This window comes from Sulfuricella sp. T08 (assembly GCF_000971475.1).
Classification (GTDB): domain Bacteria; phylum Pseudomonadota; class Gammaproteobacteria; order Burkholderiales; family Sulfuricellaceae; genus Sulfuricella.
Genome location: NZ_DF967524.1, coordinates 25,825 through 39,945 on the forward strand (window position 1 = coordinate 25,825; position 14,121 = coordinate 39,945).

Genomic DNA, 14,121 nt, shown 5'->3' on the forward strand with positions numbered 1-14,121 from the left:
GCTCAGTGCCCACCCGTGAGGGGAACAAAGCGTACCGGCAAAATCTGGCGGCTGGTCACCGTGCCGTCAACCTGTTTCTCCAGCAGCATCAAATACTGGGTCAGGAAATGGGTGCCGAGGGGGATCACCATGCGTCCGCCCGGTTTGAGCTGCTTGATGAGGGGCGGCGGAACATGGCTGGCGGCGGCTGTCACCATGATGGCGTCGAAGGGGGCGGCTTCCGGCCATCCGTAGTAGCCGTCGCCCACCCTGGTTTCCACGTTGCCGTAGCCCATGGATTTCAGGCGCCGGGCTGCCTCTTTACCCAGAGGTTCGATGATTTCGATGCTGTAAACCGCTTTGGCTGTTTTTGCCAGAATGGCAGCCTGATAGCCAGAGCCTGTGCCGATCTCAAGCACCCTGTCGCCTTCCTTGAGATTCATGAGATCGGTCATCAACGCCACGATGAAGGGTTGTGAAATTGTCTGCCCATAGCCGATGGGAAGTGGACGGTTGAGATAGGCATAGGAGGCCAGTTCCGCAGGAACGAAACGATGGCGCTCCACTTTTTTCATCGCCGCCACGACATTCGGGTTGAGGGTGGCACGGCCGCTGTAGGATGAAGTAAAAGCCGCATCGGCGGCCACTTCTTCGACCATTTTATGGCGTGCCGTCTCGAATGCATCCCCCTGTGCAGGGAGCGCGAAGCACAGGCAAGCGAATGCAAGTAATGTGGAGTGACGCTTCATGATATGGGCTTCAACGTGACATGATCAACTCGCAAACATCGTCGAATTTCGATGGCGTAAAAATCACAGGGCACGCCGCCTGAAGGAAATAGCGTATCTATCATCTATCATTTAATAGCATAGAATGAATTTAAGGGGATACATGCAATGGATGACCTATTTCGCTTTGCGGACGAGTTGGGTCCGGCAAAAATCATCCACATCCATGAACCCTCGATCGGATTGAGAGCGGTATTGGTGGTGGACAACGTGGCCGCCGGGCCGTCCATCGGCGGGGTGCGCATGGCGCCCGACGTGAGCACGGAAGAGTGCTTTCGCCTCGCCCGCGCCATGACCCTGAAAAATGCTGCTGCCGGCCTGTCTCACGGCGGCGGCAAGGCGGTGCTCTACGGGGATCCGAAAATGCCCAGGGCGGACAAGGAGCGCCTGGTCAGGGGATTGGCCTGCGCTCTGCGGGATGTCCACGAATACATCTTCGGCCCCGACATGGGCACCGACGAGGAGTGCATGGCCTGGGTCAAGGACGAGATCGGCCGTTCGGTGGGTCTGCCTTGCGAGTTGGGCGGCATCCCCCTGGACAAGATCGGTGCCACCGGTTGGGGCATCAGCCATGTGGCTGATGTGGCCCTGCGCTATTGCGATTTTCCCCTGGCCGGGGCGCGCGTCGTCATTCAGGGCTTCGGTGCGGTGGGCAAGCATGCCGCCCGATTCCTGGCGGCAAAAGGCGCAATCCTCGTGGCCGCGGCGGATTCCCGCGGCACCCTCTACGACCCTGGTGGCCTGGATGTCGCGCTGCTGAGTGAACTGAAAGATACCGGCAAGAGCGTTATCGATTTCCCTACGGGCGAAAAACTCGACCGCGACGCGGTGATCGATATCGACTGCGACATCTGGATTCCCGCAGCCCGGCCGGACGTGATTCACGAGGACAATGTCAGCCGGCTCAAAACCCGGCTGGTGATCCAGGGCGCGAATATCCCTTTCACCCAGGGCGCAGAAAAGGCGCTTCATGCGCGTGGCGTGTTGTGCGTGCCGGATTTTATCGCCAATGCCGGCGGCGTGATCTGTGCCGCGATGGAATACCAGGGCGCCAGCCAGGCCGCAGCCTTCGAAACCATCGCGGAGAAGCTGCGGCAGAATAGCGAGGAAGTGCTGGAGAGGGTGTCGAAGAATGGCATGCTCCCGCGCGATGCGGCCATGGCGCTGGCCGTTGCCAGGGTCAGGAAAGCGATGGGTTACCGGCGCTGGGGGATTTTTTAATTCCCGTGTAGCTCGGATCAAGGAAGGACGCGGATGTATCGGATACGCTTCCATGGACGTGGCGGTCAGGGCATGAAGACTGCGAGCCGCATACTCGGATCGGCCTTCTTCCAGCAGGGCTACGAGGTGCAGGACGCGCCGCGCTATGGTGCGGAACGGCGCGGCGCGCCGGTCTTCGCTTACGTGCGAGCCGCGCGGCGGACCATCCAGGAACGCGGCATCATTCTCGAGCCCGATCTCGTCATCGTGGCGGACGACAGCCTGGTACCCATGCCGGCGGCAGGTGTCTTGCAGGGGGTCACCCCGCGCACCGTTCTCCTCATCAGCAGCGGCGAAACGCCGGAGACCTGGCGGCACCGGCTGAATATCGCCGGGCCTCTCCTGACCTTACAGGCGGAAGCTGCCGCGGGGGCCGAACAGCATTTTGTCGGCACTGCCCTGGCCGGGGCGGCGGCGCGGCTGGTGGGCGTGATTACTCTCTTGGCGCTGGAGCAGGCGGTGCAACTGGAATTGGCCGGACTGGGCGGGGAAACACTCTCCAGTAATCTGGACCAGGCCCTGGCAGCCTATGAACTGATGGCGCCCCAGGCCGGACTGGTGAGTGAAGGCGAAGCGCTTGCGGCGGCCGCCTACCAGCGCCCAGACTGGGTGGAACTGCCGCTGGACGAGGCGGATGCGGCCGCTGCGGCGATCCATGCCGGAGCCACCAGCGTCGAGGTGCGCACCGGCCTGTGGCGCACCCTGCGCCCGGTGATCGACTACCAGCGCTGCAACCGCTGCTGGTGGGTATGCAGCGAATTCTGCCCGGACAGCGCGATCCGGGTCAACGCCGAACATTTTCCCGAGATCGACTACGACCATTGCAAGGGTTGCCTGATCTGCGTGGCTCAATGTCCTGCCCACGCCATTTCCGCGATTCCGGAATCCAGTGAGGCCCAGCCATGACGCGCACTCTGATCACCGGAAATGCCGCCGCCGCCTGGGGCGCGCGCCTGGCAGGGGCGGAATATGTGCCGGCTTTCCCAATTACGCCCCAGACCGAAATCATCGAAACCCTCGCCGGCTGGATCGATGCCGGGGAGATGGAGTGCCGTCTGGTCACCCTGGAATCGGAACATTCCATGATCACGGCGGCGGGCGCAGCAGCCAGCACCGGGGTCAGGGTGTTCAGCGCCACCTCCAGCCAGGGGCTGCTCTACGGCATGGAGATGGTCTACGCCGTGCCGGGCTACCGCGCGCCTTTCGTGCTGGTGAACGTGTCCCGCGGCGTCCAGACCCCGGTGACCCTGGAGCCGGACCATAACGACGTGCTGGCTGCCCGCGACAGCGGCTTTCTGCAACTTCACTGCGCCACCTGTCAGGAAGTACTGGACAGCACCCTCATCGCCTACCGGCTGGCGGAAGACCATCGGGTACGGCTGCCGGCTCTGGTGAACCTGGACGGATTTTATCTTTCCTTTACCCGCGAACCGGTGGAGATCCCCGATCGGGCGGCGGTGGAGGGGTTCCTGCCGCCATACGATCCTGAAACCACCCGCTTCCATGCCGGCGAGCCGGTGAGCCAAGGCGTAGTGGTGCTGGGCGGGGCCTACTATTCCTATTTCCGCTACGAGCAGCACCTGGCGGCACAACGGGCGCTGGAAGTCTACGATGAGGTCGCCGCCGAGTTCGCGCAGCAGTTCGGCCGCAGCTACGATGCCGTGGAGACCTACCGCAGCGAAGACGCGGAAATCGTGTTCTTCATGATCGGCTCCTTTTCCACCAAGGCCAAGGATGCCGTGGACCGGCTACGGGAGGCGGGGCAGGCGGTCGGCCTGGTGCGCCCGCGCCTATTGCGCCCATACCCGGCGGAAGCGCTGCGCCGCGCGCTGGATGGCAAGAAAGGGGTGGCGGTGATCGACCAGAACCTTTCCATGGGCATGGGCGGCGTGCTGCATGGAGAGCTTGCTGGGGCGCTATACGGGCGGGCCGGCATGCCGTCGGTGCTCGCCAGCTTCATCGGCGGTCTGGGGGGGCGCGACATCGCGGCGGAAGAGTTCTACGAAATGGCCGCAGTGACCCGGAGGGCCTGCCGGGAAGGTAGCACGCCGCCGCCCCGTCTGCTTTACACCGCGGACGAACTGCGCCAGATGCGCAAACTGCAAGCGGTGGCCCACGCCGAGCGCATGGAGGGTAAACAATGAGCGATGAAACGATCACTTTATACAAGCACATGAAGGACCTGCCTTCCAACCGTCTGCTGGGGACGGGCACGCCGATGTGCGCCGGCTGCGGCGGCTTGCTGGCGATCCACCAGGCCTACGACATCTTGGGGGAGAAGACCGTGTTCGTGAATGCGGCGGGCTGCATGACCCTGCTCGCGGTTTATCCCTACACCCCGTTTCGCGGCTCCTGGCTGTATACCTCCATGGCGTCCGCACCTGCCGGGGCGCAGGGGGTGCGCGATGCTCTCGACATTCAGCTTGCCCGAGGGCGGATCAAACCCGAGGAGGACTTGCAGGTGGTGGTGCTGACGGGAGACGGGGCTGCCTACGGCATGGGGATGTCGTCCACCTCAAGCGCCATCGAGCACGGGCTGGATTTCATTTACCTGTGTTACGACAACGAGGGCTATGCCAACACCGGCCAGCAGTCTTCGCCCGCCACTCCTCACGGGGCGAGAACCTCCACCAGCACCGGCCCACAGGGTTTCGGCGGCCACAAGAAGGATCTCTTCGCCATCTGGGCGGCCCACCGCCCGGCCTACGTCGCTACGGTGATCGCTACGGAGCCTGTCGATCTCGCCCGCAAGATCGAGAAGGCGAAAGGCCTCAAGGGGTCGCGCCTCATCATCGCCCTTTCCCCGTGCCCCACGGGCTGGGATTTCGACCCCCGGGAAACGGTGGAAATCGGGCGCCTGGCGGTCAAAACCGGGATGTGGCCGCTGAAGGAATACGAGAACGGCAAGGTGACCCACACCAGGGTGCCACCGAAGCGTGCGCCGGTGGAAGAATATCTCGAGAAGCAGGGGCGCTTCGCCCACTTGTTCCATCCCCGGCGCAACGAGGCGATGCTGGCCGAAATCCAGGCCAGGGTGGACGACTATTGGGCAGGGGTGGAGGCGGACCATGGCTAAAAGCTATTGCCACCGGGGCGGTGCGATTCCCTTGCTGGGCGCGACTATCCCCGGGCATTTCGCGGATGTGGCGCAGCGCTTCGCGGAACGGGAGGCGCTAGTCTCCCTGCCCCAAGGCCGGCGTCTCACTTACGCCAGCCTGAGTCAGGCAGTGGACCGGCTGGCGTGCGGCTTGCTCGGCCTGGATTTCGGCAAAGGGGATCGTATCGGCATTTGGGCCACCAACAACATCGAGTGGCTGCTGCTGCAAATGGCGACCGCCCGCATCGGCGCCATCCTGGTGAATATCAATCCCGCCTATCGGGTGCGGGAACTGGCCTATGCCCTGAAGCGCTCCGAAGTGCAGGGCCTGTTCGTGATCCCCTCGTTTCGCAGCAGCGACTATGTGGCCATGCTTCTGGAACTGATACCGGAGCTCGACCGGGAAGCCGGAGCAGGCTTGGAATGCGCCGAATTTCCCCAGCTGCGGCGCGTGGTGCTATACGATCCGGCCCGTCCCGGCGACACCGCGCGCCCCCATGCCGGATTCACCGTCTGGCAGGAAGTATTGGCGGCGGCCTACGGCATACTGCCGGAAAGTCTGGACGAAATCGGCGCATCCCTGGATATCGACGACCCCATCAATATCCAGTACACCTCCGGCACCACCGGCTTTCCCAAGGCGGTGGTGCTCACCCACCACAATATCCTCAACAATGCTTATTTTGCCGCCCAGGCCATGCATTTCACTGAGGCCGACCGTCTCTGCGTCCCGGTCCCGTTCTATCACTGCTTCGGCATGGTGCTGGCGAATCTGCTGTGCCTGTCCGTCGGCGCCTGCGAGGTGATCCCCAGCGATCATTTCGATCCGCTGGCGGCACTGCAGGCGGTCGAGCAGGAGCGCTGCACTGCCATACACGGCGTGCCCACGATGTTCATCGCCGAACTGGAGCATCCCCGCTTCGGGGAATTCGATCTCACCAGTCTGCGCACCGGCATCATGGCCGGCGCGCCGTGTCCGCCGCCCCTGATGAGGCGGGTGATCGGGGAAATGCATTGTTCCGAGATCCTCATCGGCTACGGCGAAACCGAAGCGTCCCCTTTAACCCACCTGACTTCCCGCGACGACAGCTTCGAACACCGCATCGAGACTGTGGGCACTAATCTCCCCCACCAGGAGGTGAAGGTGGTTCACCTGGATAGTGGCAGCACTGTGCCGACGGGTGAAGTGGGGGAAATCTGTTTTCGCGGTCACCACGTCATGAAAGGCTATTACGGCGACGCGGAAGCCACCCGCAAAACCATCGACGCCAACGGCTGGCTGCACTCGGGCGACCTCGGCACCATGGACGCCGACGGCTACATGCGCATCACCGGGCGGCTCAAGGAGATGATCATCCGCGGCGGCGAGAACATCTATCCGCGCGAGATCGAGGACTTCATTTTCACCCATCCCAAGGTGGCCCAGGTGGCGGTGTTCGGCATTCCGGACGAGTTCTACGGCGAGGAAGTCATGGCCTGGATCCAGTTGCGGGCCGGCCAGAGCGCCAGCGAGGAGGAGATGCGGGAATTCTGCCGCGGCAACATCGCCCACTTCAAGATTCCCCGCTGGATCTGGTTCGTGGAGGAATTTCCCACCACCGTCACCGGCAAGCTGCAGAAATTCCGCATGCGCGAGATCGCCCTGGAGAAAATGGGCCAGGGTCTGACAGGTCATGCTTAGGCGATGCCGGAAACAGGCCTGACGATTTCATGGCTCGGTATGGAAGCCATAACCAATTGAATAATTACCGGGAGGTATGTGATGAACCTTCAACCCGTGTCGATCGAAGATATTCCCATCGGCATGCCGCTTCCTTGGCAACTTTATGACCGCGATGGGTATACGTTGTTTGCCCGAGGAGAAATCGACGCCAACCGGCACTTGCTTGAGAATCTGTTTGCCTATGGCATGCTCAGGGATGTAGACGCGCTCCCCCCTGCCAAAGATGCTTCGGAATGGGAGGAGTATAAAGATCTACCGCCAGCTGAAATGTTTCCGCCCCAAGGCATCAAGCCCCAAGTATGGGAGAGGGTGCAACTTCGCCTGCTCGGAAGGGATGTCCAAGCCTATCACTATGCCTGTTGATGCAGGCCAGAGGGTCATCATGGCGGATGGCGAGAGGGTGGAAGTGCGAATGGTTGCCCGGCATAGTTTCGAAAACCGTCGTGCCAGAGCGCCATTTGCACGCCCCTGGGTAAGACTGACATAAGCCATTGTCACAATTCCAGCCACGCGCTCGATCACGCGAACTTGAGCTGTTCAGGCGATTAACCGGGGGCGTTCCTATCCGGGATAATGGTGCTTGCCGACGCTGACCCGCTTCGCCTGCAATCCCTCCCCAGTTGCTTCCTCGATGAACTGCACTTCGCTGCCGACTTCCAGCTTGTCAAAATCGGGATGTACCACGTTGTCGCGGTTGAAATAATACTCCCGGCCGTCCGCCGTTTCGATGAAGCCGAAACCGTCTGGGAATAATCTGGCAACATGTCCATGCAGTTCGCCTTCATGGATCTTGGTATCGCCTCGCTGGCGTCGCCCATAATCTTCCAACTGGCGCTTCGCTGCATCGAATGTATCCCTCAGTGCCACATAGATATCTTCATGCATGTCGCGATTGATCACCAGCTCGCTGCCGGGCACGCTGATATCCAGCCGTACATTGAAGAGATTGCCCTGGTGTTTGTGCTTTCCTGCAATTTCCACAGTGGCCTTGCAGCCGATGATGTGGGAATAGAACGACTCCAGCTTTTCCACCTTCTCCCTGATATGTGTTTCCACTGCGTCGGAGTGGGGCATGCCACGAAGAACAATTTGGAGTGGGCGTTGCATGTTAATACCTCCTGGTTTGAGTTTCACGTTCCTGTTCGCGCGGAGCGACCTTGGCCAGTTCTGCCATCTCCTCAGCCTGCAGGTCCAGTATGTCATCTGCCGACACAATGCCTTCAAGCCCTCCTGCCTGGTTGACAACCGGGATACGGCGGATTCCCTTGGCGCGCATGAGCCGAATCGTCTCGAACACACCTTCATCGTCCTGCACGCTGACCAATTGCGGACTCATGATGTCCCCCACGGTGAAATCATTTAAATCCAGCGACTTCGCAATGATTTCGATGACGATGTCGCGGTCAGTCACGATGCCGACCGGCACTCGCTTGCCATCGGTTTCGTCCACGACAACCAGATCGCCCACATGATGCTGGCGCATGAGTTGCGCCGCTTCCGTGATGCTTGTTTTTCTGGTGGCGAACACTACTTCGCGGTTGCAAAATTCACCTATAGGCATGGAATTTTCTCTCGATTGCTTAATGTCGGACTGCGACAAAGTGAACATGGAAATCAATTTCAATATAGAACATTTGAGGAAATGGATCTCTATCGCTCCCACAGCACGCGCAGCAGGTTCTCCTGTTCGTTGTAGTGAAATTCCAGTTCGCCCTTGTAGGCATGATGCAGGGCTTCGCCGATACCGCGGGCGAGATGGATGTCGGTCGTGGTGATCAGGATGCTGTCATCCTGCTCCTCGATCCCGATAATCCGCTCCAGGGGGTGCTCCGCCTTGGCTCTTGCCTCCTCGTTCTTTACCAGGTGCAACAACTCCTCGCGGTGCTCCTTGAAAAAGGAGCCGCCCACGGTCACAAAACCAGCCGGGAATTTGTCATGGATGCGGTGACAGGCCGGACACAACTCCTCGTGGGCCTGGGCTGGCTTGGGAGCCCATTGCCAGCGCCCCTCGTGAAACACGGCGCCGCATTGCGGACAAGCTGTGGGTTCCGGCAGTTTATGCTTGGATTTATAGGCGTCGTGCCGATATTCCTGGATTAGGCGGTCGTGCCGGATGGGCTCAAAACCTGCGAACCGGGTTTTCATTTTTTATTCTCCTTTTAACAAAAGATTGACAACTTACATCCACTCCTTTTCCGCAGCAGTGCGCTGTTCACCCCACAGCGCACCCGGCGGCAGGTCGAGCAGGGAATATGCGCCTGCTTGCAGGGAAGATAATGACCTTGCGGCGGCAAGCATCATTCGCGCCGCAATCCCCGCTTCGTCGAAGCGCGCCTCCAGCAAAAAAGAGGCATGGACGGCTTCTTTCGCTGCGGCACGGCGCTCCACCAACACGCCACGATTTGTTTCTTCCAGTGCGGCAATACTGGGCACTGGAAATACCAGCGTCTGTTCATCAAGGAACAGGGGGTCATGGATGATGGCGTACTCCACTTCGGCTGCATCTGCCGACGGTTCCAATTCAACATAAACATAGCGTTGGATTGTTCCTTCCACGGACTCTAACTCTGTCGCCAGCGCTTTCCTGACCCCCTTGATCCCCTCCGCTGCCAGGGTATGGTGCAGACTGGGCCCGGTATGCAGGCTGGTTTCCGTATGCCCGTGGGGAACCAGCAATGCGAAATGGCTGCGGAACAGGGAGAAGGCGCCCGGGTCACATCCCGCTCCAACAATGGCCGGCACTCGGTGAACAAGCGCGGCCCGATGTATTTCTGACTTATGGGTGAGGAAGGCATCGCCGTGAAGGCGTGCGCATTCCACCACGGGGATGCGGCTTTGCAGAAGGTCTTTCACCATCCCTAATACCCCATCGGGAGGAACGCAGACGAGCGCGGCATCAACTTCTTTCAGCTCGCTGATATGGGTAACGACGGGCGTTTTCAGCCAGGAAGCCGGGCTGCCGCTGTGCCGCACTACCCCAGCCAGCACCATGGCTGGGTCGGCAAGAATGGCCTCGGCGCATTTGCGCCCCAGATTCCCCAAGCCAATGATGGCAAGTCGCAGTTTTTTCATGCTTTTATGCCGTTGTGACTAATGGATGCGATGCCCACCTCAAAACCCTTCTTCTTTAGCCGGTAGAAAGGGACCGGCAGCTCGGAATCCTCGAAATGGTCTGCGCTGAGAATCAATGTTTTCATGGCAACTCCTGAGGGTTTATCTCCGGAAGGTGCCCTGTGGTAACGATGGTACCGGGAGAGGGGAATTTCAATGCGGCTTGCCTATACTTAAGTATAGGTGAAGGGGTTGGATAGGTAGCGGACGCAGGCTGGGAGATGGAAATTGATGAACTGGAATATTATTGTGACTTCCCTGCCGGGCCCAGGGTGTGAATATCGCCTGCTGCACGAGCTTCGAGCTATGGGGAAATTCCATACTACCGAGTTCAAGGATGTGTGCATGGGTTATGTAGAGGATGTCACGAATTTCCTCGAGGCAATCCGGCAGGCGGAAACGGATGGTTCCCCCTGGATAAAGGATCTGGGGCGGGTGATCCCCGTCGAGAAAACTTTCCACTTCATCCCGGAAACCCTTGTGGAGCAATTGAAGGAGGCTGTCACCCCTTATGTCGGCCGCATTTCAGGAGGGACGTTTCATGTGCGCCTGGAACGGCGCGGGCTGATTGGGCAGGTAATCAGTCCCGAAGTGGAGCGCAGCGTCGCCGACCACCTCTTTGCCTTGGCTGAAAAGGAAGGCCATAAGGTGATGGCTTCCTTCAAGGATGCCGACTACATCGTCGCTGCAGAAACCGTCGGTCACGAATGTGGTGTGTCTCTGCTGACCCGTGATCTGCGGCAGCATTATTCTTTTGTAAAAACCGGATAGGACTGACCATAATGAATACTCCACAGACTTTTTTTGCTTACACGCCCAGGGGCGCGGGATTGTTGTGTGCCGTGATCTGCATCGAAGCGGGCAGGGATGTGTATGGCTGGTGGGTTGGCCATAGTGAGGGGGCTTACCCCCCGGCCTTTTTCAAGCTTGAAAATTTCTTTTCGGCCCAGATGACCTCCTTTTTTATGACCGAAGGATCCGATCTGTATGGCGGGTGGACAATCGACTACTCCACCGGAAAACCGAAACGGATCGATCCTCCTCTTCCGGTTGAAGAGGAGATGTGCCACTTACTGGAGCGGCTACAGGGTGAATTCAGCGCTGAATGGCTGTTTTTCGACGGCGATGAAGGGATCGAAGATGAGGTGGAAACCTACCGTCACCAGGATCTGCCGGTTCTGGGCGTCAATATCAAGAGCAGGAAGTTGAATAAACTGGATAAAAGTGATGTCGTTTGGACATACAGGTCAAAAAACTTCGATCAGGATATCCTTGATTACCTGATGCAAAAGTGGCCACTGGAATACGGGAAAGAATAGTGTGCTTGTCAGCGTTTATTCTGATACGCCTTACTAAAAGTGTGCCGTAGCTACATTGCCAAACTCCACAAATTTATGATTGATTGGGTATTTTTATGAATTCCTCTCCCCGCCATTGTTTGATGGCGGTTTTTATTTTATAATGCCGCCTTCGCAATGCGCCGGTAGCTCAGCTGGATAGAGTACTTGGCTACGAACCAAGGGGTCAGGGGTTCGAATCCCTTCCGGCGCACCAGTAAATTAAAGGGTCTACAGAAATGTGGGCCCTTTTTATTTTGTGCACTGTGCTGTAACGATTACGTCCGAAGACCCACGCTTCGCAAACTGCACAGCTTATCCGCATAGGGCGCTACGAACCAATGTGGTAAGAAGTTAGAATCTCTTCGGACGCGCAATCAAAACAAGAATATAGGCTATCTTCGGATAGCCTTTTTCTTTTTCCAGGGTATGCTTTACTCAAATCGCCAAAGTTTGATTTGCTGACATGGTTTTTTTGCCGGATTGTCTAGAATGGTAGCTGGGGAATGGTTGTTCGCATCCATGTCGTTTGGAGTGATTTGACAGTGAACGGTGAACGGGCTCATTCTCTGTTAGCCGAGGTTTTTCAGAAGAGTGAACTCATGATTATCCGCGTCTGGTTTGTTGTCCTTGCCAGTATCTTGCTGGGAGCGTGCGCAACGTCGCCCCAGGGGCGCACGCAGGTGACCGTGCCGTCCTCGGTAAGTGCTGTTCATTCCGAGATGGGTATGCGCCTGAATCTCGCCTCTGCGGCAGATACGCCTTCACCCTGCGCAGGGGTGGAGTGCAGGCTTGATCGTGCTTTCGATCAGAGGGTTCAGCGGCTGGGTACTCGTCTGGCGAAATCGGCTTTTGAAATTTATCCTGATCTAACTGAGAGAGTCAGCCAGTTTGAGTTCGTTATTGCCGAAAAGGCCGAACCTGGGAGTGCATCCTGCGCAACCGGTACGGTGGTGATTTTCCGCGGTGTGCAAAAGCTGCATCTTGATGAAGAGGCTTTGGCTTTCTTGGTCGCTCGCGAGATGGGGCATGTAATCAGCCGTCATCATGACGAAGATTCGGCGACCAGCATCCTGTTTTCCATAGCTGCCCAAGTGCTGCTGCCGGTCGCCAACCTTATTCGCGGTTCCGCCGTTTTGATACAGTCGGCTACGGCGATGGCAACAGCCTCATCGGCTGCTTCGTTTGTCGGTTCCCAGATAGTGATAGAGAGTTACAAACTCGACCAATTGCATGAGGCCGATGCCGTCGCTCTGGACTTGCTGGCTAGCCTGGGGTGGAACAGAGGCGAGATTGCCGGTGCACTGGCTGCCAGCACGCAGGTTGTTGGTGACGACAGGTGGTCGAAGGATCTTCAGGTTTCCGCCAGAGGGGTCGTTGGATTGGCCGAAAATTAATTCCGGTTTTGCTCCTGGGGATAATAATTTGAATTCCCTGTTTTTACGATATCATGAGGAAAATTAGCGAATATTTCATTTTTTTGCCGCCTGTTACCTACTGAAAGATAGATGAATAAGCATGCATAACCTCCCACAGGCGCAGGAAGTTTTCTTGGGGTTGCAACTCATCCTGGACAAGCGACAACGCTTGGTCGCGTATGAATTGCTGTTTCGTAGTGGCGAGTTGAATGCGGCGCATTTTCTCGACAATACGCAGGCCACTGCACAGGTTATCAACTATGCCTTCAGCCATTTGGATATTGGAGAGGCCCTGGCGGGATACGAGTGTTTTATCAACGTAGGTAAAGCGTTACTGATGAGTGACGCGATTGAAATCCTGTCGCAACAGCGGGTCACCCTGGAGTTGCTGGAAACAGTGGTGGTCGATCTTCCGCTGATTGAACGCTGTCGGGAGCTTAAAGAGATTGGTTTTGATTTGGCGCTGGATGATTATGTTAATGACAGTAGTTTCGATCCTCTTCTTGACGTTGTGGATATTGTAAAAATAGATATTACGCAACAGGATTGGCCGTCGACCCTGGGGATTGTCAACAAGCTTAGAAACTACCCGGTAAGGCTACTGGCAGAAAAGGTCGAGAGCCATGAGCAGTATCTTCAGTGCGCAGAGGCTGGGTTCGATTTGTTTCAGGGCTATTACTTTGCACGCCCCCATTTGGTCATAGGCAGGCGCAACCTTCCCAATCAGGCGATCATGCTCAAATTGCTGGGCCTCATTCTGACCGATGCCCCCGATCAGGAAATTGAGCAGGCCCTGAAACAGGATGCAGGCTTGAGCCTAAAACTGTTGCGGTTGGTTAATTCAGTATCGATGGGACTGAAAACAAAAATATCAACTTTTAACCAGTCAATTAAAATTGTGGGTCGACGTCAGATGCAACGTTGGCTGCAACTGTTGTTATATACCCCGCAACAGGATGAAGTGAGTTACAGTCCGCTGTTGCGACTTGCGGCCAAGCGAGGGAAATTGATGGAATCTCTCGCCCAGAAATGCAAAGAAAGTGACCGGGATTTCCATGATCGGGCTTTCATGACGGGCATTTTGTCTTTACTGGATGCTCTTCTGGATAGACCTTTGATGGAAGTGATTGATCTGATCAACCCGGCAGAAGATATTGCTGACGCCTTGCTGAATAAATCGGGCAACCTGGGTGGACTGCTCTCTCTGGCAGAAATGACAGAACAGGGGCAGTTTGATCATGCCGGGGATGTATTGGAAAGCTTGGGGCTGGCAGTGCAAGATTTGATGGGCGCGGAAGTGGATGCGTTGCGCTGGTCGAATAGTATCACGACTGAAATGGCCCAATGACGGGGTGCCGTCCCCCATGATGATTAATGGGGGGCGAACATTATAAGGGTCTAGAGGGTT

The 14,121-nt window shown here is 57.7% G+C and carries 16 protein-coding genes and 1 tRNA gene; 11 read left to right on the forward strand and 6 right to left on the reverse strand.

All coding sequences use genetic code 11. The annotated features are described in order from the left end of the window. Positions 1 to 2 precede the first annotated feature (2 nt). Positions 3 to 728: a protein-L-isoaspartate(D-aspartate) O-methyltransferase gene (locus tag SCT_RS02505; protein ID WP_144408202.1), complete on the reverse strand. Its 726-nt coding sequence runs from the start codon at positions 726 to 728 to the stop codon at positions 3 to 5. 147 nt (positions 729 to 875) lie between these two features. Between SCT_RS02505 and SCT_RS02510 the strand changes: the two genes are divergently transcribed. The 6 genes from SCT_RS02510 (at position 876) to SCT_RS02535 (ending at position 7,210) form a co-directional block, all read left to right on the forward strand. Next, complete coding sequence (locus SCT_RS02510) at positions 876 to 1,988, forward strand: Glu/Leu/Phe/Val dehydrogenase (protein WP_059418641.1); 1,113 nt, start codon at positions 876 to 878, stop codon at positions 1,986 to 1,988. Between the two features lie 33 nt (positions 1,989 to 2,021). Further along, positions 2,022 to 2,933 (forward strand): 2-oxoacid:acceptor oxidoreductase family protein, encoded by a 912-nt coding sequence (locus SCT_RS02515; RefSeq protein ID WP_059418643.1) that lies wholly within the window; start codon positions 2,022 to 2,024, stop codon positions 2,931 to 2,933. Next, positions 2,930 to 4,171, forward strand: a complete 1,242-nt coding sequence (locus SCT_RS02520) for a pyruvate synthase (protein ID WP_059418645.1) — start codon at positions 2,930 to 2,932, stop codon at positions 4,169 to 4,171. Before SCT_RS02515 ends, SCT_RS02520 begins: the two co-directional genes overlap by 4 nt. Beyond that, positions 4,168 to 5,103 carry a thiamine pyrophosphate-dependent enzyme gene (locus SCT_RS02525; RefSeq protein WP_059418647.1) on the forward strand — a complete coding sequence of 312 codons (936 nt, stop codon included), beginning with the start codon at positions 4,168 to 4,170 and terminating at the stop codon, positions 5,101 to 5,103. The genes SCT_RS02520 and SCT_RS02525 overlap by 4 nt, the downstream gene beginning before the upstream one ends. Further along, positions 5,096 to 6,805, forward strand: coding sequence for an AMP-binding protein (locus SCT_RS02530; RefSeq protein WP_059418649.1), 1,710 nt, complete (start codon positions 5,096 to 5,098; stop codon positions 6,803 to 6,805). Before SCT_RS02525 ends, SCT_RS02530 begins: the two co-directional genes overlap by 8 nt. An 81-nt stretch (positions 6,806 to 6,886) precedes the next feature. After that, positions 6,887 to 7,210 (forward strand): hypothetical protein, encoded by a 324-nt coding sequence (locus tag SCT_RS02535; RefSeq protein WP_059418650.1) that lies wholly within the window; start codon positions 6,887 to 6,889, stop codon positions 7,208 to 7,210. Between the two features lie 198 nt (positions 7,211 to 7,408). Here SCT_RS02535 and SCT_RS02540 read toward each other — a convergent pair whose 3' ends face one another. The 5 genes from SCT_RS02540 to SCT_RS17795 form a co-directional block, all read right to left on the reverse strand. Then, the gene (locus SCT_RS02540; protein ID WP_059418652.1) at positions 7,409 to 7,954 is read right to left on the reverse strand and encodes an HPF/RaiA family ribosome-associated protein; all 546 of its coding nucleotides are present in this window, start codon (positions 7,952 to 7,954) and stop codon (positions 7,409 to 7,411) included. Position 7,955: 1 nt separating this feature from the next. Then, positions 7,956 to 8,408 (reverse strand): CBS domain-containing protein, encoded by a 453-nt coding sequence (locus SCT_RS02545; protein ID WP_059418867.1) that lies wholly within the window; start codon positions 8,406 to 8,408, stop codon positions 7,956 to 7,958. 89 nt (positions 8,409 to 8,497) lie between these two features. Beyond that, a complete protein-coding gene (locus SCT_RS02550) occupies positions 8,498 to 8,992 on the reverse strand; it encodes a BCAM0308 family protein (protein ID WP_059418654.1) in 495 nt (164 codons plus the stop codon). Between the two features lie 33 nt (positions 8,993 to 9,025). Next, positions 9,026 to 9,919, reverse strand: coding sequence for a diaminopimelate dehydrogenase (locus SCT_RS02555; protein ID WP_059418656.1), 894 nt, complete (start codon positions 9,917 to 9,919; stop codon positions 9,026 to 9,028). Beyond that, the gene (locus SCT_RS17795; protein WP_256381541.1) at positions 9,916 to 10,044 is read right to left on the reverse strand and encodes a hypothetical protein; all 129 of its coding nucleotides are present in this window, start codon (positions 10,042 to 10,044) and stop codon (positions 9,916 to 9,918) included. Before SCT_RS17795 ends, SCT_RS02555 begins: the two co-directional genes overlap by 4 nt. Positions 10,045 to 10,189: 145 nt before the next feature. On the opposite strand from SCT_RS17795, the gene SCT_RS02560 reads away from it, so the two are divergent. The 5 genes from SCT_RS02560 to SCT_RS02580 all read left to right on the forward strand — a co-directional run bounded on the left by SCT_RS02560 (position 10,190) and on the right by SCT_RS02580 (position 14,061). Next, complete coding sequence (locus tag SCT_RS02560; protein ID WP_059418658.1) at positions 10,190 to 10,729, forward strand: THUMP domain-containing protein; 540 nt, start codon at positions 10,190 to 10,192, stop codon at positions 10,727 to 10,729. Between the two features lie 71 nt (positions 10,730 to 10,800). Next, complete coding sequence (locus SCT_RS02565; RefSeq protein ID WP_144408203.1) at positions 10,801 to 11,277, forward strand: hypothetical protein; 477 nt, start codon at positions 10,801 to 10,803, stop codon at positions 11,275 to 11,277. 158 nt (positions 11,278 to 11,435) lie between these two features. After that, a tRNA-Arg gene (locus tag SCT_RS02570) sits at positions 11,436 to 11,512 on the forward strand. A gap of 289 nt (positions 11,513 to 11,801) precedes the next feature. After that, positions 11,802 to 12,692, forward strand: coding sequence for a M48 family metalloprotease (locus tag SCT_RS02575; RefSeq protein WP_059418662.1), 891 nt, complete (start codon positions 11,802 to 11,804; stop codon positions 12,690 to 12,692). A gap of 121 nt (positions 12,693 to 12,813) precedes the next feature. After that, a complete protein-coding gene (locus tag SCT_RS02580; RefSeq protein ID WP_059418664.1) occupies positions 12,814 to 14,061 on the forward strand; it encodes an EAL and HDOD domain-containing protein in 1,248 nt (415 codons plus the stop codon). Positions 14,062 to 14,121 lie beyond the last annotated feature (60 nt).

Excerpts from the sequence above, each read along its gene's own strand:
- SCT_RS02575 (WP_059418662.1), top strand. The coding sequence starts at position 11,802 with ATGGTTGTTCGCATCCATGTCGTTTGGAGTGATTTGACAGTGAACGGT.
- SCT_RS02545 (WP_059418867.1), bottom strand. The coding sequence starts at position 8,408 with ATGCCTATAGGTGAATTTTGCAACCGCGAAGTAGTGTTCGCCACCAGA.
- SCT_RS02510 (WP_059418641.1), top strand. The coding sequence starts at position 876 with ATGGATGACCTATTTCGCTTTGCGGACGAGTTGGGTCCGGCAAAAATC.
- SCT_RS02560 (WP_059418658.1), top strand. The coding sequence starts at position 10,190 with ATGAACTGGAATATTATTGTGACTTCCCTGCCGGGCCCAGGGTGTGAA.
- SCT_RS02555 (WP_059418656.1), bottom strand. The coding sequence starts at position 9,919 with ATGAAAAAACTGCGACTTGCCATCATTGGCTTGGGGAATCTGGGGCGC.
- SCT_RS02540 (WP_059418652.1), bottom strand. The coding sequence starts at position 7,954 with ATGCAACGCCCACTCCAAATTGTTCTTCGTGGCATGCCCCACTCCGAC.
- SCT_RS02505 (WP_144408202.1), bottom strand. The coding sequence starts at position 728 with ATGAAGCGTCACTCCACATTACTTGCATTCGCTTGCCTGTGCTTCGCG.
- SCT_RS02550 (WP_059418654.1), bottom strand. The coding sequence starts at position 8,992 with ATGAAAACCCGGTTCGCAGGTTTTGAGCCCATCCGGCACGACCGCCTA.
- SCT_RS02525 (WP_059418647.1), top strand. The coding sequence starts at position 4,168 with ATGAGCGATGAAACGATCACTTTATACAAGCACATGAAGGACCTGCCT.
- SCT_RS17795 (WP_256381541.1), bottom strand. The coding sequence starts at position 10,044 with ATGAAAACATTGATTCTCAGCGCAGACCATTTCGAGGATTCCGAGCTG.
- SCT_RS02535 (WP_059418650.1), top strand. The coding sequence starts at position 6,887 with ATGAACCTTCAACCCGTGTCGATCGAAGATATTCCCATCGGCATGCCG.
- SCT_RS02580 (WP_059418664.1), top strand. The coding sequence starts at position 12,814 with ATGCATAACCTCCCACAGGCGCAGGAAGTTTTCTTGGGGTTGCAACTC.
- SCT_RS02520 (WP_059418645.1), top strand. The coding sequence starts at position 2,930 with ATGACGCGCACTCTGATCACCGGAAATGCCGCCGCCGCCTGGGGCGCG.
- SCT_RS02530 (WP_059418649.1), top strand. The coding sequence starts at position 5,096 with ATGGCTAAAAGCTATTGCCACCGGGGCGGTGCGATTCCCTTGCTGGGC.
- SCT_RS02515 (WP_059418643.1), top strand. The coding sequence starts at position 2,022 with ATGTATCGGATACGCTTCCATGGACGTGGCGGTCAGGGCATGAAGACT.